Consider the following 21,120-nt stretch of genomic DNA (forward strand, 5'->3'; position numbering starts at 1 on the left):
AGGACCCACGTTTTGAGATATGGCACGAATAAGTGGCTGACGGCGACGCTCGCGCTCAGTACGACTTACTGCGGCGGCGTCACGGCGGCGGACCTGACCGTTGCGCCGGGCGATACGCAGGTGTTTGACGGCTCGGCCCGTTTCCCCGGCGGGATCGATGTCAACGGCGGCACGGTGGTGATCGGCGGCAATGGCGGCGGAGCGGGCGTTGCGATCGGCGGGAACGTCAATGCGGCATCGGGCGGCACCGTCGCGGGCTTCGGCTCGATCGGTGGCGACCTCAACGTGACGGGCAACGCGCGCGTCGCGCCGGGGTATTCCGTCGGCACGCCGACCGGGGTTTCCAACGGCAATCTCGTCGTCAACGGCAACCTGTCGATGAACAATGCCGTGTTCGCGTTCGAGACCGGCTATGCGGGGCTGCCCATTACGCAACCGGGCACCGGCGACAACATCACTGTGGGCGGCAACGTCGCGCTCAACAACACGACGCTGAACGTCTCGGTCAACACCTTGGGCACCAACGCCGGCTACTACCGGATCCTGTCGTATGGCGGCACCTTGAGCGGCAACGGCCTGTCGTTGGGCACCGTCACCGGCGACTCCACGCCCGCAGCGACCATCCAGACGCTGACCGGCGACAAGCAGATCAACCTGATCCTGGGCCCAAGCACGACCAACCTGTGGAACGGCAACGGCGCGGCGTCCGCGACGCGTTCAGGCGGCGGCAATGGCACCTGGAGCGCCGCCAGCACGAACTGGAACAGCGCCAGCAATGCCACCGGCGCCCTGCCCGATGGCGGCTACGCCATTTTCACCGGCACGGCCGGCACCGTGAACGTGGACGGCAGCGCCGGCCCGGTGCGCGTGTCGGGCATCCAGTTCGCCACCGACCGGTATCGCCTGCAAGGCGCGCCCATCACGCTCGTCGGCAGCGGCGGCAACCCGCCGGCCATTGTCGTGGGCGACGGCACCTATGCGTCCGGCCAATTCGTCGACATCATCGACAACCCCCTGCAAGGCACGCAAGGCTTCGTCAAGACCGGCCCCGGCTCGGTGATCCTGACCGCCGACAGCAGCGGCCTGACCGGCCCCATCCTGATCGCCGACGGCGCCCTGGAAATCGACGGCAAGTTGAATGGCCCCGTCGATATCGGCCGCGAAGTCGTGCTGGCCGGCGTCGGCCAGTTGGGCACCACCACGCTCTACCCGACCGCGGTCGTCTCGCCCGGCAATGATGGCTCGCCCATCGGCACGCTCACCATCAACGGCAACCTCACCTTCGGTGAAAACACCGTCTATCGCGTGCACGCCGATCCGGCCAGCAGCGCAAGCGACCGTATCCACGTCACGGGCGTGGCCTATCTGGATGGCACGGTCGCGCACGTGGGCCCCGACGGCAACTATGCACCGCGCACAACCTACAACATCTTGACGGCGGACGGCGGCATTCAAGGCAGGTTCACCGGCGCATCCAGCGCGTATGCGTTCCTGACCCCGACGCTCAGCTACGACACGAAAAACGCCTTCATGACGCTGACGCGCAACGACGTGCCGATCGGCAGCATCGGCGGCACCGACAACGAAAGCAGCGTGGGCGGCGCGCTGGATCAGGAAGAGCCTCCGGCAACCGGTAACGGCTCCTCGTCGGCCGGCAACGGATCCTCGTCCACGGGCAACGGATCCTCGTCCACGGGCAACGGATCGTCCTCGACGGGCAATGGCTCAACGGCAACCGGCAACGGATCTTCGGCTGCAGGCAATGAATCGCCTGTGCTGGAAAGCGGCAGTACGGCGGCCAATAACACGGGCGCCGGCCAGGTGACCGCGGCGGTCCTCACCATGACGCCGGGCGAAGCGCGCGCGGCATTGAAGATGCTTTCGGGCGAAGCGTACGCCAGCACCGCCAGCATCCTGCAAAGCCAGGCGGACACGGTGCGCACGCTGCCGCTAAACCATTTGCGCGGCAACCTGGACGCGCCGATGCTCGCCGGGCGGCCGACGGCCCAATTGGGCTCGCCGTCGGCTGACGCGCTGCCGCAAAACGGCGCATCGCCGGTCTGGGCGCAAGCGTTCGGCAACTGGAGCACGTTCAACGGCGACGGTAACGCGTCCAGCGTGAGCCAATCGGCCGGCGGGCTCTTCGTCGGCGGCGACGGCGCGGTGGGCAATGGCTGGCGATTGGGCGGTGCAGTCGGCTATATCGGCAGCCACAACTCGATCGCCGACGTGTCGTCGCGCACCAATGTCGACAGCTACACCGCGACGCTCTTCGGTGGTCGGAACTTCCAGGCTGGCCCGGGCAGTCTCCGCTTCATGGCCGGCACGGCCTACACCTGGCACGACATCGAGGCGAAACGCGATGTGGCGGCCGGCAGCCTGAATCAGCGGCTTGAATCGTCCTATCACGCCTCGTCGACGCAAGTGTTCACCGAACTGGGCTACAACCTGCCGGTGGGCGATGCCTACACCATCGAACCCTATGCCGGCCTGGCCTGGAACCAGTTGCGCACGCGCGACTTCAAGGAATCGGGAGGCTCGGCCGCGCTGCACGGAACGGGAAGTTCCGACGACGTGACGACCACCACGCTGGGCCTGCGCGGCGCATGGCAATTCGGCTCCGACCAGGCGCCGGGCCGACTGACCGCATCCCTGGGCTGGCGCCACGCGATGGGCGATGTGAAGCCCAGGCAGGAACTCGCGTTCGCCGGTGGCAGCACGTTCTCGGTGACCGGCGTGCCGATCGCGCGCAACGCCGCCGTGCTGGGCCTGGGCGCCGAAATGGCCATCACGCGCAACACGACGGCAGGCATCGCCTACGACGCGCAGTTCGGCGGCGGCAACCGCCAACAGTCGGGCCTGCTCAAGCTGGCCATGCGCTTCTAAGCAGAACGCCCTGAGGGGCGTTGTTCCGTTGTTCAGGACCTAGGCAGGCCAAAAGAAAAGCCCCCAGCAGTTTGACTGCTGGGGGCTTTCTAATTTTGGTTGGCAGCCCTCTCGTGCCCTTCGCACCGCAGATTGGCAGAGGAAATTTCTCCAAGCGGATTGAGCCATTTCATACACAGCGCAATCGCGCCCGCCGCCATCCTTTCTACGCGCGACAAGCTCGCGCCTAACCATGCGTACTCCCATTCATCGCAAGCCCCCACTTCCCAGTGGATAATCATCATGCACACTTTTCCTCGTCCTCAGCCTGCTCTACCTGCGTCAAGCTACCCGCAGGGCGCCAGTGCCGTTCCGCGTAGCCTGCCCCAACCCGCAGTGCTGACCACCCATCAATCGAGTCCCCTGTGCAGCGCGGGCGCGTCTCTGCCCGGCCCGGTGTCTACCGCGCTTGCGGAGTGTCGTTCCAGCAGTCTGCGCGCCTGGCGCAACTATTGCGGGTTGTCCATACAGACACTGCACCGCCGCACCCATATGCATATGGTCACGCTCACAGCCTTGGACCACGGGGACGTCGCCTTGTGCGAATGGACTGTCGGCATTCTGGCCATTGCGTTGCATGTGGAACCGTGGCAACTGCTCAAGGCCCAGAACGAGGCCTTGCAGTATCAGACGCGCGCAGCAAAAGTAAGTTAGGCATTTGGCTTTCGTCTTTCATCATCGCTGAACTGAAACAGGGTCAAGACCGCAAACCGTCTTGACCCTGTCGCCCATGACTAGCCGGCGGCTACCAGGAGTACTTCACGCCGATCTGGCCGCGAGCGCCCGTGTAGTTGTTGCTACCCGCTTCCAGCCCCAGGCTGCCGTATAGGCTTACCGCCTTGGTCACGTTCCCCTGCACCCCGGCTTTGAGTTCCACCCGGTTGGCAGGCAACTGTTCGCGGACCACTTCGCCGTCGAAACTTGCCCGCTGGGAAGAAGGGCCGTTCCACCAGTTCACTTCGGCAAAAGGACGCATCTTGGACATGCCGTGATCGTCGTCGATGTTGCCTTGCAAGCGCACGCCTACGCGCGTTGTGACACTGGTTTGGGACTGCCCCGTCACCTTCGTTCCGGTATTCTCGGTGTGATCGTCGGCCCGGTAGTTCGACAGGATCGCTTGGGCTTGCGGCTGTATATACAGCTGCCGAGCCCCGTTCTCATAGATCTTGAACGAGTAGCCGGATTCGACCGAGGTTGTCGCGGCGCGGGAACGGTACTTCTCTTTTTCAAGGCCTTGACCGTTGACCGAGTTGTCATACCGGCCCAACATCGCCCAAGTGTCCACGTACGGGCCACTGATCATGTCCTGATGGCCATACCACGTTCCGTATACGCCGACGTTATAGCCTTCCACTTTGCCGCCAGCCTCCAACCCGCTGCTGCGCGCCGTGCTGCTGCTGGTGCCATAAGACGCCATGGCACCCATACGCAGGGAGCCTTCCTTGCCCACATTGAGCCGCAGCACATCGCTGCCGCCGTGGATCAGATTGCTGTTGGAACGATCCTTGATGGAACCCACGCCATTGCGGCTGTCTTGCCCGCCAGAGATGCGCAGCCAGCTTGACGCGTCAGGCGCGCCTTCACCGCCGATTGCATTCGGCGCCTGCCCTTGCCGATCCCGCAACGTGTGGTATTGCATCGTGGTGGCGGCCAGCTGGTTGTTCAAGTACGCGCCCACCTCCGGGCGGTAGCTTGGCGTCACCGGCTGGACCGGAGTACCCGGATCCGGATCGGGCGCGGGGCCCGGAGGTGTCGGCGGAACGGGCGGGACCGGCGCGTCCTCGGTCTTGGAAACCAGATACCAGTCCTGCACGTTGCCGCCATTGCCGCCCCGCGCCAAGCGGTAGTCATAAGCGCCAGCCGCGATCGTGCCCACGCCTTGGCGATAACCGTCCGATCGCGCATCCAGACGGAATGCGTCTGCCGTGGTCCCGGCGCCATTGCGGGTCTCGACCAGGCGGATGCCTTGGACGGTCTGCGCGCCGCTGCCGCCGGCATGTTTGATTACAAGGCCGGTATCACCCGTAGCCTGGCCACCATCCACCACCAGCTTGTCTGTCGCCGAACTGTCACCGCCCATATAGGTGTTCAAGGTCAGCGTGCCGCCATTACCCGTGTAGCCACCTTTGACCGCCAGCGCATTGCCGATCGAGCCACCTGCCAGGTTCACGTTGCCATTATTGACAAGACCGTTGGCAAGCGTGAACGTGCTGGCGGGCTGCGCGGACATACCCGCCATGGCATTCAAGGCGCTGACCGTTCCGTTGTTCACGACGTTGCCGTTGACCATGCCTGCCCCGCCCAAGGTGGCACCGGCGAAGACGTTCACCGCTCCCGCGCCAGCACCGCCCAGCGTGGCGCCAAGGTTTGCCGGATCACCGACCACCAGCGTGCCTGCCTGCACGAACGTCGAGCCCGTATAGGTCAAGCCGTTGCCGGCCGTGAGCACGCCTGCGCCACGCTTGAGCACATCGCCCGTGCCAGACACCGCATTGCCCAGCGTCCAGTCGCTAGCCGTATCCACCACGAGTGCCCCGCCGTTGGCCACGGCGGCGGTCCCCAGGTTCGCTGCGCGTTCAACGGTCAGAACCGTTGCGCTATTGGTCTTGAAAGTCCCCGAGAAGTTGGTGTTGTCGCCCGATGCCTTCACTTGCGCGGCATTGCTCAGGACAACATCACCCGCGCCGCTAATGGCGTTCACGAGCGTGCCGGCCGCGCCCTTCAGCTCCAGTGAACCGGCTGCGGCGATCGCGCCCGAGCCCAATCCGGCCACGTGGTCCAGCACGGCCGCAGCCCCGCTAAGAATGGAGGTTGTTGTGCTTAGTCCGGCATTTCCGCCATTGACCGCCAACGTGCCGCCCGCCAGATTCAGAGAGCCGGCTCCGGTCAGCGAGCCTGCAGAGGCCCCGCCCGCGAGGATGGTCAGCGAACCGCCATGCACATCCAGCACGGAGCCCGACTGGCCATCCAGCGAACCGATAGCCTGGGTTTTGCCATTCACATCCAGCGCCGACGCGTTCGCCAGATGAAGCACATCAGTGGCACCCATCGCGCCATTCGCATCCAGGCGCAATGTGCCTGCCACCACGCTGGTGTCGCCCGTATAGCTGTTAGTGGTATTGGACAGCGACACGATGCCGCTCCCCGCATTGATAGCCAGGTTACCCGACCCGATGATCTTGGCCGACATGTCGGCCGCGGCGCCCGTCGCCCCGGCATCTTGCGCCAACATCAAGGTCTTGCCGTTCTGCAGTGCCAGTTGCTTCAGGCCATAGTTCACGTACAAACCATCGCCCGGTGCCGTGGTCACACCGAAATCGTAGGTGCCCGTGGCGACCGTGCCGCCGCCTTGAGCAATGTCCACGCTTTTTGCCGCAGAGATAGCGTTTCCTGTCTGGTCTTGCAGCACCAGGGCACCGCCGCTGCCGACTGTGGTCGTTGCGGCAACCAGCTTCACGCCGATGTTGCCGTCGTCCTGCGTCAACAGATTCGCCGTGTTCGGCGTCCCTGGCGCGCTGGGGACATAGGGTGCAGGCACCGTGATGCGCACGTTCCCGGTTCCACTGGCATCCAGTACCGCCGTCTTTATCGTGCTTGCGGCAACCGTCGAATCCGGCAAGGAGGCGTTGAAAACCACCGTCCCTCCGCTGAATTTCAGCCCGCCGATTTGCTGTACGCCATCCGCCACGCTCGTCACGCTGCCAGCGCCCGCTTGAAGCGTCGCATTCTTGAGTGCGGCGGTATTGTCGCCGCCCAGCAAGAAGGTGCTGGCGCCCAGCGCCAGGGTGCCCGTGAAACTGGTGCCCGTAGCGGCGGCGTTGCCGGCTCCGAAAGCGAACGCATTGCCCGTCGTGTTGGTCGTGACGGTACCCGCGCCCTGCACGCGATTGTTCAGCATGAACGAACCGGTTGCAGGCGCCACGGCCAGCGTGCTGCCCGCGTCCACAGCGACCGTGTTGGTGTCGGTGCCCGTGTCGGAAGCCATCAGCGCCTGCTTCAGCGTCAGGGTCGAGTTATTCGACAGTTGCACGGTTTCAAAGCGCAGGATGGCGTTCGGGTCGTTATACGTATAGTTCGCGGCGTCAAAGATCAGCTTGTCGCCGACGCCCACGCCGCCGTCCACGGACGTGAAGCCTGCGTTGTTCCGCACCGTAAACGTATCTTGCCCGGTACCGCCGGCCAGCGTGCCGTTCAATACGGACCCGCTCTTGAGCAGCGCCGTGTTGGTGCCATTTCCCAAGGCGACCAGACCCGTGATAGCGCCGGTGCTGTCGTTGACAAAGGCGTGGCCGCTGTCATCGAGTGCCACGGCCTTGGCGTTGACGCTGGCTGCGGTCAAGGTCCCGGCATTGGTCAGCACGCGCGGATTGCCCGCCACCAGCGTAGCGTTGGCGTTACCGGTCTGAAGCACGGTTCCTGCACCAATCGTCACATTGTTGGCGCTATCGATCCGCACGCCCGTTGCCGCTTGCGAACCCGTAATCGACATCTGTGTGCCCGCCAGCGACAGATCGCCGGTGGTATTGGCGTACACCCCGCTACCGTTGCCGGACACATCGATATTCCAGCCGGCCCCCAGCGCCAGGCTGCCGTTGGACAAGCCGCCGTCCTCTCGGGACAGGGATACGCCCTTGCCGCCGACATTGCTGGAGACAATGATGTGGCCATGCGACGCGGCATCCAGGTTGCTGGTTGACAGCAGCGCGGAGCCCGAGCCTTGCATCTCCAGCGTGGCGCCGTCCACCAATGCGCTACCCGCGGCGGCGCGGTTCAACACCAGTGTGCCGTAGGAACCGCCCAAGCCGGTAATGTGCGTGGCCGGACCCACTGTGATTTTTCCAGCGTCCGCGCCAATCAGCACACCCGCTGCGCCGTTATTGACCGTGATGGTGTCGTTGATCGTCAATTGGGCGCCAGCGTGGGTGTAAATGCCGGCCACGCCATCGTCGACCGTGATGGTTCCGCGTACGCCGCTGCCATTGGCCTCGATCGACGAACCCGCGCCCTGTACTTCAATACCCGTCCCGTCGGACAGGTGAATATTGCCGGCGTTGATCAGCTTGGCGCCGTTCTTTACGACGAATGCAGTGACGTTTTGCGCCGTCAGCACATTGATTGGCGCGCTATTGGTGAAGGTCGACAAGGCAGTCGCGATCGCGTTGCCCGATAAGTCGTACTTGGTGTTGTCCACCACCGCGATGGTGGCGCCGTCGCTCAACGTCAGTGCCGCAGCGCCGCTCATCTGACCTGTTGCGCCCCCCTCGACCTTGATCGCCGTCGCCCCTTGGCCAGAAAGAAGAATGTTCAGCGAATCCAGGTTCGCCGACGACCCGACACCCGTCACCTGAAGAACCGTCGAGTCCTTGCCCGACGCAATCAGCGGAGCGCCGGCATTGTTGTTGATCTTGGCGCCGTCTTCGATGCGGAACAGCGTCGAGCCTTGCGTCGAAACGTTCAGCCCGGTGACGGGCGCACTGTTGATATTCACCATCGCGCCGCTGCCATACGCGAAAAAACCGATTTGCTTCTTTCCGGACACGAAATTGACACTGCCGCCGGTCACATTGATCTTTCCTGAATTGCGGGCATGCACACCAATTGCGCCATCGCCCGCCAAATTCACCTCGCCGTTAGAGAGCGCGGCCGTGGCGCCTACCCCCTCCGACCAAATGCCGTAGTTGCGCGTTCCCGACGCGGGGTCGGCGCCGCCAGCCACATTGATGATGCCGCTGTTCGTACCCTGCGAGGTCCGAGTCGGAACGCTGGTATTGACCTTCAGGCCGACGCTGTTGACACCGTTCAAATTGATCACGCCCGCGTTGGAGACGTTCGCGGCGTCGGTTGCCAGGATGGCGTCGTTCTCAAGCGGGATCGCCGAGGCGCGGCCGTTGACGTTGATGATGCCTGTTGCGGCGTTCGTCACCGAACCCGTGCCGAGGTTTACAAAAATGCCTTTGCTGCCCTGTGTCAGCGAGCCGATGGTAATGGTGCCTGCGTTGTTCAGCGTGCCCGTGCCCGTGACATTGACCCCCACCAGGGACGTGCCATTGCTGCGCACGTCGGAAGCCGCCTCCGGAGCGCTCTGGTTGTACTGCGGGCCGCGGCCAAGATAGATCGTGCTTCCGACGGCATTGGTAAACGTGCCGGCGGTCTTGACACCCGTCGTGGCGGTACCGGCCGAAGAGGTCGAGTCCGATATTTCTCCTACGCCCACATTCAGAATGCCGGCGTTCGTTCCGGCATTACCGCTATCGACAATCATGCCGACGGCGCCAGGCCCACCGATATTGATGATGCCATTAGCCGCGTTGCTGATTGCCGATGCGCTCCCCGCCGCCCGCATGCCATAGTCCAACGAACTGTTCACCACAGGAGTCCGGGGATTGACGTTACCCGTCGATCCGGCCAAGTACCCCAGGTTGACCACGCCTTGATTGGAAGCCGTTGAATTGCTTGCCGCGTACATTGCATACGAGACGCCCTGGCCCCGCATCGTCGACAACGCGCCTTGGTTGACGACCGCGCCCCCATTGTTGGCCAACATCACTGCGCCGACATACGAGCCGGTTGCGTTGACGCCGACAGCGTCAATCCTTGCGCCCGCGTCGATTCGCCCCAGCGCCTTCGCGCCCGACGCCTCGATCACTGCCCGATTGCCGATCGGTGCATAGACTTCATCGGTCAAGTCCGATGGGCCATTCAGGTAGGCGACCTGTTGGTAGGAAGTGGTATAGGCAAAATTGAACGCGGCGTCATAGCCCGATGGACTTAACGCGCCGGATTGCAATTTGCCGATAAGAAAGCTGTTGTAGGCCCGCAGGTCCGCCGCATTGTTGACGCTGTGGCTTGACCCATCGAACGCCAGGAAAGAGCCCTTATACGCAAAAGTCTGCAACGTTGACGTCGTCCCTCCCGGCGTGGCCTGCGTGGTCAGATCGCCCAGCTGAACCCGGTTGGTGCCTTGCCAAACAATCGTGCTGTTGACGCCGCCACTGCCATCCGCCTTGAACAGCGAGGCGTCTTTGACCGCCATGCTAATCAGGTTGGCCGCCGAGTCCGTGGGACCTGCTGTGCCGATATTGACATTCAGCGTCCCGCCGGTGGCGTCGACGCCGCCAATACGCGTGCCGATGTACTGATTGCCATTAACAGGGGTATTCAAGGCGACTTGGGTGCTCGCCAACGAAGAGTCGGAGAAATTCGCGTTGTCGTAGACGGCCATGGTGCTGATGCCGCCCACAATAGGGTCCGGCACGGCCAGGTTCACCGACTTGAAGCCCACATTGATCTTGAGCGAGGCGGGGTCTGCCGGATTCACATACTGCCCGCCCACTACCACTTTGCCTGCCGCGTATAGCGCGCCAGCCGTGGTGGTCGAGGCGCCTGACTGGCCAAATGGAATCTGCGTGCCCGAACCGGTCAGCGTCAGCGTCGCGCCGCCCGACACGGTGGTTGCGCAGGCGGCGCCGTCACAATTGATGGGGTCGAAATTCGGTATCACCGCGGCATAGCCGGCAGCAGCCGACAGGTTTGCAACAACCAGCGCGACGCCCGTCTTACTCAAGACAGATCGCGTCCCACCTTTGCCATGGCTCTTCGCAAACTCTGCCACCGCAACCCACGTGCGGGTTGATTCATTGAAAATGCACCGATAGACCTTATTCATTGCCGCCCCAATTTACGGAAGAAATTACGGATCTTGCTGAGCCCTCGCGAGGCTTGAAGACCGGCGCACCTAGCGCCCTCGTGGCCGACAGATAGGCAGCCATCGTGGTAAGAATCGTCCTTTCGAGCCCTGGGAGGACTAGGAAACGGATCCAACAGGGGGGGGAAATTTCCTCAATTGATGCCGTCCGCGTAGGGGGATGCGCATGGGGTGTGGGGTGTGGAGTATTCAGAGGGCCGCACTTGCCGGGCGAGTGGACGGCGTTCTTCTCGGACGTTGCATCCGAAGCCGCATTCCCTACAGACGAAAAAAAAGCACCGCGATCACTCGCTGGTGCTTGATTCTCTTACCGCCTTCGTGAAAAAGCGGGGGTGGTGGGCTGAGCGAGACTCGAACTCGCGACCAACGGATTAAAAGTCCGCTGCTCTACCGACTGAGCTATCAGCCCGACCGAAGCCAGAAATTATGGCGGATTTTCTCAGACTTGTCAAAAAGTTTGGCTTGGACCGCGTTGACCGGCCCCTTGTCGCCCGTCCAGCATCCCTTCCCGCCGCCCATGAAAAACGGCCGCACGCGGCGGCCGTTCCTGGATGCGGATACCCCTGGAATTACCAGGCGGCCACCACGGCGCCCTTGTACTTGGTCTCGATGAACTGCTTGACTGCCGGGCTGTGGTAGATGCTGACCAGCTTGGCGAAGTCGGCGCGGTCCTTGTCTTTTTCACGCACGACCAGCACGTTGGCGTACGGCGAATCCGGCGACTCCTGGGCGATGGCGTCCTTGGTCGGGTTCAGGCCGGCTTCCAGCGCGAAGTTGGTGTTGATGGCCGACGCGTCGGTGTCGTCCAGCGAACGCGGCAACTGGGCGGCGTCCAGTTCGATGAAGCGCAGCTTCTTCTTGTTCTCGACGACGTCGATCGGGGTCGCCTTCAGACCCGCTTCCGGACGCAGCTTGATCAGGCCATTGGCTTGCAGCAGCAACAGGGCGCGGCCGCCGTTGGTCGGGTCGTTCGGCAGCGCGATGCGGGCGCCGTCCTTCAGTTCGGCCAGCGACTTGATCTTCTTGCTGTAGATGCCGATCGGGAAGATCACGGTCTTGGCGATGCTGACCAGCTTGTAGCCGCGGTCGGCGTTGGCGTTGTCCAGGTAGGGCTGGTGCTGGTAGCTGTTGACGTCCAGGTCGCCGGCTGCCAGCGCCACGTTGGGCTGCACGTAGTCGGTGAATTCGATGATCTGGATGTTCAGGCCCTGCTTGGCGGCTTCCGCCTTGACCACATCAAAGATCTGGGCGTGCGGGCCGGCGGTGACGCCGACCTTCAACGGCTTGTCCTGAGCCAGCGCGGGCTGGGCGAAAACGGCGGCGCCCAGGGCGAACGCGGCCAGCGACTTCAAAACCTTGATGCTCATGTTGCGATATCCCGAATAACGGATGTAGAGAGAAAAACGAATAGGCGCCGTTGCGCTCAGCGATGCGACATGCGGCGCACGAAGCGGTCGCCGAGGCTTTGAATCGCCTGGACCAGGACGATCAGCACGATCACGACCGCAGCCATGACGTCCGATTGGAAACGTTGATACCCGTAGCGGATCGCCAGGTCGCCCAGGCCACCGCCGCCGATGGCGCCGGCCATCGCCGAATAGCCGATCAGGCTGACGACCGTGACGATGGTGGCGGCGATCAGGCCCGGCAAAGCCTCGGGCAGCAGCACCTTCATGATGATCTGCATCGGCGATGCGCCCATGGCGCGCGCCGCGGTGATCAGGCCCGGGTCGACTTCGCGCATGGCGTTCTCCGCGATGCGGGCCATGAACGGAATCGCGGCCACCGACAACGGCACGATGGCAGCCGTCGTGCCGATGGAGGTCTGCGCGACCAGGCGCGTGAACGGAATGATGGCGACCATCAGGATCACGAACGGCACCGAGCGGGTGGCGTTGATGACGGCGCCCAACACGTGGTTGACGGGCTGGTTCTCCAGCATGTTGCCGCGCGCGGTCACCGTCAGCGTCACGCCCAGCGGAATGCCGATCACCACCGCGATGGCGCTGGCCACGCCCACCATCAGCAGGGTGTCAAGCAGCGACGTAATAAGCAGATCGATCAGTTGCGGACTCATGAGCTATTTCTTCAACGGTAATGTCACGGGCGGTCAACGCGGCGATCGCGTCCTTGACCGCGGCGGGCGCGCCCTGGGCCAGCACGAACAACGTGCCCACGGCCACGCCCTGGATGTCTTCGACGCGGGCCTGAACCAGCCCCACGTCCAGCGAATACTGCTTGGACAGGTCCGACAGGAAGGACCCCGACGCGTCCGTGCCGGTCAACGACAGGCGCAGCAGGCGCACGGCCTGGCCAGGCTTGGCGGCGGCCAGCGCGGCGATGCGTTCCTTGACGGCGGCCAGCGTGGCGTCGGTCAGGTCGGAGGCGGTAGCGGCCGACACCATGCCGCGCGTGACGTCATGGCGCGGCTGCGCGAACACTTCACGCGTGCTGCCCACTTCCACCACTTCGCCTTGCGACAGCACGGCGACGCGGTCGCAGACTTCGCGCACGACTTCCATCTGGTGCGTGATCATCACGACGGTCACGCCGGTCTTGCGGTTGATGTCGCGCAGCAGCGCCAGGATGTTGTGCGTGGTTTCCGGGTCCAGCGCGGACGTGGCTTCATCGCTGAGCAGCACGTCGGGGTTGTTGGCCAGCGCGCGCGCAATGCCTACGCGCTGCTTCTGGCCGCCGCTGATCTGGCTGGGGTAGCGGTCGCGCAGATGCTCCAGGCCCACCAGCGCCAGCAGGCGCTCCACGCGGGCCGGGATCTCGGCCTTGGCCACGCCGGCGATCTCCAGCGGCAGGGCCACGTTGCCGTAGACGGTGCGGCGCGACAGCAGGTTGAACCCCTGGAACACCATGCCGATGCGACGGCGCTGGCCGCGCAACTGCGCTTCGTTCAGGCCGGTAAGCGGCTGCCCGCCGATGGTGATCGTGCCTTCGTTGGGGCGCTCCAGCAAATTGATGCACTGGACCAGCGTGCTTTTACCGGCCCCGCTGGGGCCGATGATGCCGAAGACCTCGCCCTGCTCGATTTGCAGGTTGATGCCTCGCAGCGCCTGGAATTCTCCATGCGGCGTGGCATAGGTCTTGGATAGGTTCTCGATGTGAATCATGGCAAGCGATTTTGTATCTTTTCTCTTCTGAAGAGAACGACCGTTTTTTCCATTTTCTATAACTATAAGTAATATAGAACGCCGTGGCCGCCTGAGGGCAGGCCGACAGGGCCTATCTCGAATCCTGCAATCGGGTGCCGGGTAAAAGGCGTAAAGGGCAGTCAGGAAGGAAAGCCTTCCTGACTGCCCCTTGTTGTCGCGGTGGCCGGTCTCCCGGCCACGCTACCGTCAACGAGCGCGGGAGATGCGGACTTCCGCGCCCCGGCGCTTGACCTCAAGGCCTTCGGACGGCGAGATGCGCAGCCCTTCCAGCCCCTTGATGTAGCTGGAGCCCTGCATCTGCATCACGCGGATCTTGTTGCGCATGACGACCGGGTTGTGCACCGGCATGCCGAACATCCAGACTTCGTCCAGGATGCGGGCCGAGTTGAACTCGCCCGTATGCTGCGCGGCCGGTCCCAGACAGAGCATGTGCCCTTCGCGGCCGAAAACCGGGAACTGGCCCAGTTCGCAGTCGATCGTCCAGGTCGTGCCGCCTTCGTAGCGGTGCCCCGTGTTCAAGTCCCACCACGCCTCGCCCTTGGGCAGGTACACGCGCACCTGCTTGCCGGGTTGCGTCACCGGCGCCACCAGCAGGGCCGGGCCCAGCAGGTATTGCAGGTCCCATTCATGGGCGTGCGGGTCGTTCGGGAACGACAAAGCCATGGAACGCTGCACCGGCAGACCGGTGCGGGCCGAGTCCTCGATGGCGCCCAGCACATAAGGCACCAGGCGATAGCGCCACTGCATCCAGGTCTTGGCCTGGGCTAGCGTTTCTTCACCGAAGTCCCAAGGCATCAGGCCTTCGACGCCCTGGAACGAGAAGTTCGCCGAGAACACGCCAATGGTCAGCCAGCGCAGGTACAGCTCGGACGTCATGGCCGAGCGGTCGCGCAAAGCCGAGCCGATGCCGTGCACCTGGACGGGCACGCCGCTGGCGCCGATCGACAAGGCGGTGCGCAGTGTATGGCGCAGGCCGTCCCAGGTGTTTTCCACCTGCGGCCCCACCTGCCACGGCAGGCGCTGCGCGGCGGGGAACAGGTCGGAACTGGGCACGACGCCTTCCGGCGGCACCTTCAGGCCGGCGACGGCGTCGAACAGCGCGCGGCGCACCAGCAGCGGATACATGCTGCGCAGCGCCGGGCCGGTTTCGCCGTTGCGGGCGGTCACGCCGTCGGGAATGGCGATCTGGGCGTCGCACGCGGGCGCGTCCAGACCGTCTTCGATCAACAGGCGATGGCGCTCGACCCACTGGTTGTAGATGTCGCGATAGGTCAGGTCCAGCAAGCCGTACGGCTGCCCGGAAGTGGCGGCGTTGCCGTCGAACACCTGGGCCGAACCGTCATCCTTGGTCAGCAGCCAGCCGCGGTCTTCCAGTTCCTCGAACAGCGGGCTGGTCTTCAGCACGCCGGGGAAACCGGTGGCCGACACGTGCACGTTGTGCTTGTGGAAGAGCGCCAGCATTTGCTTGGCGTCGGGGAAGCGCTGGGCGTCCCATTCGAAGACCGCCTTGTCCGACTGGAAACCCCAGGCCGCCGGCTGCGCCAGGGACACGGCGTCAACCGGGATCTGGTTTTCGCGCATGCGGGCAACCAAAGCCACCGTCTGCGTGGGCATTTCGCCCGCGGCCTGCTGCAGCCACGCGCCCATCGCCCACAGCACGGGTTGGCCGGCGCGGCCGGTCAGCGCGGTGTACTGGTTCAGGATTTCCGCAGGCTCGCCGGCGAACAGGAACAAGTCCAGCACGGCGTCGTCCACGGTCAGCACGTAGGCCGAATCCGCAGGCGCGACGCCGACCGCGTGCTCGACGCGGCGCATCGTGTTCACGTAGACGCCCCAGCCTCGCGGACTCCAGGCCAACGGCAAGGCGCGGTGCTCGGGGTCATCGGAAACGACCGATTCTTCGCGGCGGTTCAGGTCGCCCGGGGTTTCGCCCAGGCCGAAGACGCGATCGTCGGCCTGCAGGGCAAACCCCGCCGACCAGACCGCGTCATCGTCCTGGTCCAGCGCGTTGTGCCCGAATGCGGGCGTATGCGCGGAAACCTCGGACTCGAACACCCGTTCGTCGTTGCGGTAGACCGCCACGCGCACGGGGTTGGATTGGAGCTCCAGGGCAACGTCGCCCTGGGTAATACGCCAGCCATCCCCGCCTTCGCGAGGGGCAATGGCGGCTTCGCCCACGGCCTCTTGGCGCGCGAGCAGCATCTCCGCCACGGCGCGCGCACGCGCGCTGGGCTTATCTTCATTCAGGTGGTTCGCCTCGCCGCAGCGCAGGCGAAAAACACCAGGCGCATGCGCCTCGACTACCAGGTGCAACCCATCGCCCGCGTCGAAATCGAAGCGACTGGGGCGGGACGTCAGCAGCTCGATATTATCGAGCTGGGTAGTATGGGCAAAGTCGAACTTGGGCGGCACAGAGCATCCCCCGGCTTAAGCCAAAAACCATCAAAAGACGCTATTTTGACGGATTTGAGCTTTGAAATAAACTCGGTCCCTCTTTTGGAAGGCGATCTCATCCAAAAAAGGGGCATAAAGCCCTCGGCCAGCCCCCGTCGGTCTTGATGCCCGCGAGCCGCCGAAACGCCAATTTCGAGCCCAATACGGCCTATTTGGCGCCAAATCCTGGCAATTACTGCAATTCTACGCCACCTGACCCCGAGGCCCGTCACCGGCCTGACTTTTTTTCACCTTGGCGAAATAAGTTGGGCCAGATCGGTTTCCAACGGCGATGGCTCGCCAGCCAGACGGGCAGCGATCAGGTCGCCCATCAACGCCGACCAGGACAGCCCCCGCGAGGCATAGCCGACGGCCAGCCACAGACCCCGAGCATGCGGCAATTCCCCCACTGCCGGCAAGCGCCCCGGCAGCACGGCGCGCCAGCCCGCCCAGCCAGGCAGGCTGCCCGGCACGAGCGAATCGAAGTCCGGGAAGTGACCGCTTAGTAGCCCCGCCGCCTTGGCCAGGGTGACGCGCTGCCCATCGGCGCTGACGCGCGCTTCGGCTGCGTCATGGACGTACGTGCTGCCCACCACGCAGCCCGCCCCCACGTCGGGCAGCAGATAGCCTTCCCCGCCGACGATGCAACGGGGGCCGCCCGACAGCGCCGCCGCCGGCACCAGCGTCACTTCGCCCGTCAGCGCATGCATCTGCGCCACGCGCGGCAAGGGGCCCAGCAGGCCGCTGTCGGCCAGCACGCCGCGCGCGCCCGCCGCGTTGGCCAGGATCACCGCCTGGGCTTGCACCAACTCTGCGCCCTGCCCGTCCAGCACACGCCACGCCTGACCGGCAGGCTCCACGCGCGCCGCCTTGCCCGGCAGCACGGTCACGCCAGCCGTTTCCAGCAGCGCATCGATCAGGCGGTTCGGCTGCACCAGCATGCCCTGGGAAAAGAACACGCCGCCGCGAGCCAGCGGCAATCCGGCCAGGGCGCTGGCCTCATCGCGGTCTACCTGGCGCACCCAATCGGCCGGAAACGCCAGGGCTTCCAAGGTGCCGGCCAGTGCGGCGGACTTGCCCGCATCGCGCTCGACCTGCACGGTCCCGCACACCCGCGGCGCGGCATCGCCCGCCAAGCCTTGCCAACGGGCCTGGGCGCGCTGGCTGCCCGCGCGCGACAGCCGCGCCCGCGCATTGTCGTCGCGCGCCACCACCGGCGTCAGCGCCGCCGCCAGATGGCCTGCATGCGCGGGTGCGCCCAGCGCCCGGCCCGCGTCCAGCACCGTGACGCGCCAGCCCCGGCCCGCCAACGCTTGCGCGATTCCGGCGCCTGCCAGCCCTGCCCCGATCACCACGGCATGGCCGGCGTCCACGCCCGGGGCGCTGGCCGCATGGCCGCCCGCCCGGACCGCGCCCATCGTCATTGGCTGTTTGCCGCCGAAACCAGGCTCGCTCCGCACATCGAACCCTGCGTCCTGCAAGGCCTGCCGCAACTGGGCCGTGCACGCCCAGGTCGCCATCGTCGCCCCGGGCGCAGCCAGGGCAGCCAGATCCCGCAACAGTGCCGGGGCCCACATCCCGGGATTGCGCTCGGGCGCGAAACCATCCAGGAAAAAGGCGTCGACCCGCGCGCTCAGGCGCGGCGCCAGCACCTGCGCATCGCCAAAACCCAGCGTCAACGTCACGGCGCCGTTCTCGAATTCCAGGCGATGCAGCCCCGGTAGCAGCGCGGGCCATTGCGCGATCAGGCGCTGCGCCAGCGCCGCGAATGGCGCTGCCGCCTCACGCGCCAGCAACGCGGACAAATCCTGTTGCGTGAACGGATGCGCTTCCATCGACACCATATGCAGTGTGGCGGGCCGTTGCGGATCGTCGCGCCACGCCTTCCACAGCGCCAGGAAATTCAGCCCCAGGCCAAAACCCGTCTCGCATACGGTGAACGACTGGCGCCCGCGCCAGCGGCCCGGCAGGCCGTTGCCGTGCTGGAACACGCGCTCTGCCTGGCCCGCCTCGCCCTCAGGCGAGTAATGGGCATCGCCATATGTACGGCTGTACAGCTTGCCGTCAGCATCGAATTCGACCACTGCGGGCGTCAAGGGAACATAAGGCGCGGACATGGAATCCCGGGAAATCAATCAAGGTTGCGACAAAAGCAAATTATCGAGCGTCGGCCGCGCCAGCGTTGGATGGACGCCACGCGAAGCCCGCGTTTCAGGCCTTTGCCTCAAATTTGTCGCATACATAGGCTTACACTGGTCCACATGGATACCTATGATCAGCCCCGTTCGCAGGCTTCGCCCATAGACCTGTGCGCCGCAATCGACGCGGCCGTCACTGCGGCTCATGGCGGTGCGGCCATCCTGCAATCCTACGCGCACCATCGCGCCGATCTCGTGATCGACCGCAAGGCGCGCAACGATCTCGTGTCCCAAGCGGACCGCGAGGCCGAAGCCGTCATTATCCAGGAGCTTCAGGCCCGCACACCCAAGTTCGGCATCGTGGCCGAAGAGACCGGCGGCAAGCCCAAGGGCATTGCCACCTGGTACATCGACCCGCTGGACGGCACCACCAATTTCCTGCACGACATTCCGCACTATGCCGTGTCCATCGCGCTGATCGCCCACGCGGGCACCGCAGTCTCGGCCACCGAGACGCTGACGGAAGACACGCCCGTGATCGGCGTGGTGTATGACCCCACCCGCGAAGAATTGTTCACCGCGGTGTACGGCATCGGCGCCTGGCTCAACGGCCGGCGCATCAAATGCTCGCGCACGCAGACGATCGAAGACGCCGTGCTGGCCACAGGGTTCCCGTTCCGCGACTTTTCTTTTGCCGACCAGTACATGCCGATGCTGAACGACGCCATCAAGCGCGCACGCGGCGTGCGCCGCATGGGCGCGGCCGCGCTGGACCTGGCGTGGACGGCCTGCGGGCGTTACGACGGCTATTGGGAAATGGGCCTGGCGCCTTGGGACGTGGCGGCCGGCACACTCATCTTGCGCGAAGCGGGCGGCGCGTGCTCGGACATGCACAAGCTGGATCCGTGGCCGATCGGCGGACGCGTCGTGGCAGGCAATCCCGCCATCGAACGCGCCCTGCATGAGATGATCGCGCCCCACCTCGCCAATCCCGGCTGAGTCGGGCGTTACGCGGTCGCCTTGCTTGCGGGCGCGGCGGCCGGCGCATCGGGCCGCAGTTCGCGGCGCAGGATCTTGCCCACGTTGCTCTTGGGCAGTTCGTCGCGGAATTCCACGAAGCGCGGGCGCTTGTAGCCCGTCAGCTTTTCACGGCACCAGTCCTGCACCTGCGCCTCGGTCAATGACGGATCGCTCTTCACCACGAACACCTTGACCGCTTCGCCCGAGTGCTCGTCCGGCACGCCGATGGCCGCGCATTCCAGCACGCCCGGCAGTTGCGCCACCACCGCCTCGACCTCGTTCGGATACACCTTGAAGCCGGACACCGCGATCATGTCCTTCTTGCGGTCGACGATGCGCGTGTAGCCCTGCTCGTCCATGATGCCGATGTCGCCCGTGCGGAAGTACCCGTCGGCCGTCATGGACTGGCGCGTCTCTTCGGGCTTCTGCCAATAGCCCAGCATGACTTGCGGCCCGCGGATGCCCACTTCGCCGCGCTCGCCCAGCGGCACTTCACGGCCGGCATCGTCAAGGATGGCCACGTCGGTGGACGGCAGCGGCAAGCCGATGGAGCCCGAGTAGGCCGTGGCATTGGTGGGGTTCACCGTGGCCACGGGCGAGGTCTCTGACAAGCCGTAGCCTTCGATCAGCGGCCTGCCGGTGATCTTCAGCCAGCGCTCGGCCACGGGTTGCTGCACGGCCATGCCGCCGCCCAGCGTCAACCGCAAGGCCGAAAAATCCAGCTTCGCGAAATCCGGATTGTGCGCCAACGCGTTGAACAGCGTATTGACGCCGGGAAACAGATTGACGGGCACCTTGCGCCACGCGTTGATCAGCGAGGGCTGGTCGCGCGGATTGATGATGAGCACGTTGCGCATGCCCGCATGCAGGCCATACAGGCCGCACACCGTCATCGCGAACACGTGGTACAGCGGCAGCGCGCTGATGATCGTCAGTTGGCTGTTCGCCAGGTCATGCACCACGGGCTGCGCCACCGCTTCCGTCTGCAGCACGTTGGCCGTCAGGTTGCGGTGCGACAGCATGGCGCCCTTGGGCACGCCGGTGGTGCCGCCCGTGTATTGCAGCACCGCCACATCGTCCATCGTCAGCGCAGGCGGTGTGAACGGCAGGCCCGCGCCTTCGTCCAGCACCTTCGGCAGCATGCGCGCGCCGTCGATCTGCCAGGCCGGCACGATCTTCTTGATATGGCGGGCGGCGAAGTTGACGATCGGCGCCTTCAGGCCGCCCAGCAAGTCGCCCGGCCCGGTCACGACGACATGTTTGAGCTGCCCGCGGTTCTTCACCGCCTGCAGCGTGTGCGCGAAGTTTTCCAGGATCAGGATGACGGACGCGCCGCTGTCCTGCAATTGGCGCTCGAGTTCGTCGGCCATGTACAGCGGATTCACGTTCACCACGACGAGTCCCGCGCGCAGCGTGCCCAGCATGCCGACCAGATACGCCGGCACGTTCGGCATCATCAGCGCCACCCGGGCGCCCTTGGGCAGACCCAGGCTTTGCAGCCATCCGGAGAACGCGCGCGCATGTCGGTCCAGCTGCGCATAGGTGATATCGCTGCCCATCGCCGTGCAGGCGATGCGCGAGGCGTATTGCTTGCAGGCCCGGTCCAGCAAGTCGGCCAGTGAGGAATAACCCTCAGTGGAGATCTCTGCCGGCACCCCCTGCGGGTAATGGGCAAGCCACGGACGCGTCATGGTAGTTGTCTCCATTAAATAGATTTTTGATTGATGATAACCTT

The 21,120-nt window shown here is 64.7% G+C and carries 10 protein-coding genes and 1 tRNA gene; 2 read left to right on the top strand and 9 right to left on the bottom strand.

Translation table 11 applies throughout. The annotated features are described in order from the left end of the window. The first annotated feature begins 12 nt into the window (after positions 1 to 12). Entirely contained in the window at positions 13 to 2,886 is a 2,874-nt protein-coding gene (locus A9973_RS14015) for an autotransporter outer membrane beta-barrel domain-containing protein (RefSeq protein ID WP_183014366.1), read from the top strand. 89 nt (positions 2,887 to 2,975) lie between these two features. Here A9973_RS14015 and A9973_RS14020 read toward each other — a convergent pair whose 3' ends face one another. From A9973_RS14020 to mnmC, 8 genes are all read right to left on the bottom strand, one after another. Beyond that, positions 2,976 to 3,170 carry a hypothetical protein gene (locus A9973_RS14020; protein ID WP_183014367.1) on the bottom strand — a complete coding sequence of 65 codons (195 nt, stop codon included), beginning with the start codon at positions 3,168 to 3,170 and terminating at the stop codon, positions 2,976 to 2,978. Between the two features lie 500 nt (positions 3,171 to 3,670). After that, positions 3,671 to 10,591 (bottom strand): autotransporter outer membrane beta-barrel domain-containing protein, encoded by a 6,921-nt coding sequence (locus A9973_RS14025; protein WP_183014368.1) that lies wholly within the window; start codon positions 10,589 to 10,591, stop codon positions 3,671 to 3,673. Positions 10,592 to 10,963: 372 nt separating this feature from the next. Next, a tRNA-Lys gene (locus A9973_RS14030) sits at positions 10,964 to 11,039 on the bottom strand. Positions 11,040 to 11,199: 160 nt separating this feature from the next. Further along, positions 11,200 to 11,997, bottom strand: a complete 798-nt coding sequence (locus A9973_RS14035; protein ID WP_006217501.1) for a MetQ/NlpA family ABC transporter substrate-binding protein — start codon at positions 11,995 to 11,997, stop codon at positions 11,200 to 11,202. Positions 11,998 to 12,053: 56 nt separating this feature from the next. Beyond that, positions 12,054 to 12,707: a methionine ABC transporter permease gene (locus A9973_RS14040; RefSeq protein ID WP_057287106.1), complete on the bottom strand. Its 654-nt coding sequence runs from the start codon at positions 12,705 to 12,707 to the stop codon at positions 12,054 to 12,056. Beyond that, positions 12,664 to 13,752, bottom strand: coding sequence for a methionine ABC transporter ATP-binding protein (locus A9973_RS14045; protein ID WP_183014369.1), 1,089 nt, complete (start codon positions 13,750 to 13,752; stop codon positions 12,664 to 12,666). Before A9973_RS14045 ends, A9973_RS14040 begins: the two co-directional genes overlap by 44 nt. A gap of 228 nt (positions 13,753 to 13,980) precedes the next feature. Further along, complete coding sequence (locus A9973_RS14050) at positions 13,981 to 16,206, bottom strand: glycoside hydrolase family 31 protein (RefSeq protein WP_183014370.1); 2,226 nt, start codon at positions 16,204 to 16,206, stop codon at positions 13,981 to 13,983. 269 nt (positions 16,207 to 16,475) lie between these two features. Further along, positions 16,476 to 18,344, bottom strand: coding sequence for an FAD-dependent 5-carboxymethylaminomethyl-2-thiouridine(34) oxidoreductase MnmC (gene mnmC, locus A9973_RS14055; RefSeq protein ID WP_183014371.1), 1,869 nt, complete (start codon positions 18,342 to 18,344; stop codon positions 16,476 to 16,478). Between the two features lie 144 nt (positions 18,345 to 18,488). Here mnmC and A9973_RS14060 point away from each other — a divergent pair, with 144 nt between their 5' ends. After that, positions 18,489 to 19,364, top strand: coding sequence for an inositol monophosphatase family protein (locus A9973_RS14060; RefSeq protein WP_183014372.1), 876 nt, complete (start codon positions 18,489 to 18,491; stop codon positions 19,362 to 19,364). Positions 19,365 to 19,372: 8 nt separating this feature from the next. On the opposite strand, the gene A9973_RS14065 is transcribed toward A9973_RS14060, so the two are convergent. Continuing rightward, positions 19,373 to 21,076: an AMP-binding protein gene (locus A9973_RS14065; protein ID WP_183014373.1), complete on the bottom strand. Its 1,704-nt coding sequence runs from the start codon at positions 21,074 to 21,076 to the stop codon at positions 19,373 to 19,375. Between the last annotated feature and the right edge of the window lie 44 nt (positions 21,077 to 21,120).

It is taken from the genome of Achromobacter sp. UMC46, from assembly GCF_014170335.1.
Taxonomy (GTDB): Bacteria; Pseudomonadota; Gammaproteobacteria; order Burkholderiales; family Burkholderiaceae_B; genus Achromobacter.

Bases quoted from the DNA above. Each gene is read 5' to 3' on its own strand.
- A9973_RS14020 (WP_183014367.1), bottom strand. From the start codon at position 3,170: ATGATGATTATCCACTGGGAAGTGGGGGCTTGCGATGAATGGGAGTAC.
- A9973_RS14025 (WP_183014368.1), bottom strand. From the start codon at position 10,591: ATGAATAAGGTCTATCGGTGCATTTTCAATGAATCAACCCGCACGTGG.
- A9973_RS14035 (WP_006217501.1), bottom strand. From the start codon at position 11,997: ATGAGCATCAAGGTTTTGAAGTCGCTGGCCGCGTTCGCCCTGGGCGCC.
- A9973_RS14040 (WP_057287106.1), bottom strand. From the start codon at position 12,707: ATGAGTCCGCAACTGATCGATCTGCTTATTACGTCGCTGCTTGACACC.
- A9973_RS14045 (WP_183014369.1), bottom strand. From the start codon at position 13,752: ATGATTCACATCGAGAACCTATCCAAGACCTATGCCACGCCGCATGGA.
- mnmC (WP_183014371.1), bottom strand. From the start codon at position 18,344: ATGTCCGCGCCTTATGTTCCCTTGACGCCCGCAGTGGTCGAATTCGAT.
- A9973_RS14060 (WP_183014372.1), top strand. From the start codon at position 18,489: ATGGATACCTATGATCAGCCCCGTTCGCAGGCTTCGCCCATAGACCTG.
- A9973_RS14065 (WP_183014373.1), bottom strand. From the start codon at position 21,076: ATGACGCGTCCGTGGCTTGCCCATTACCCGCAGGGGGTGCCGGCAGAG.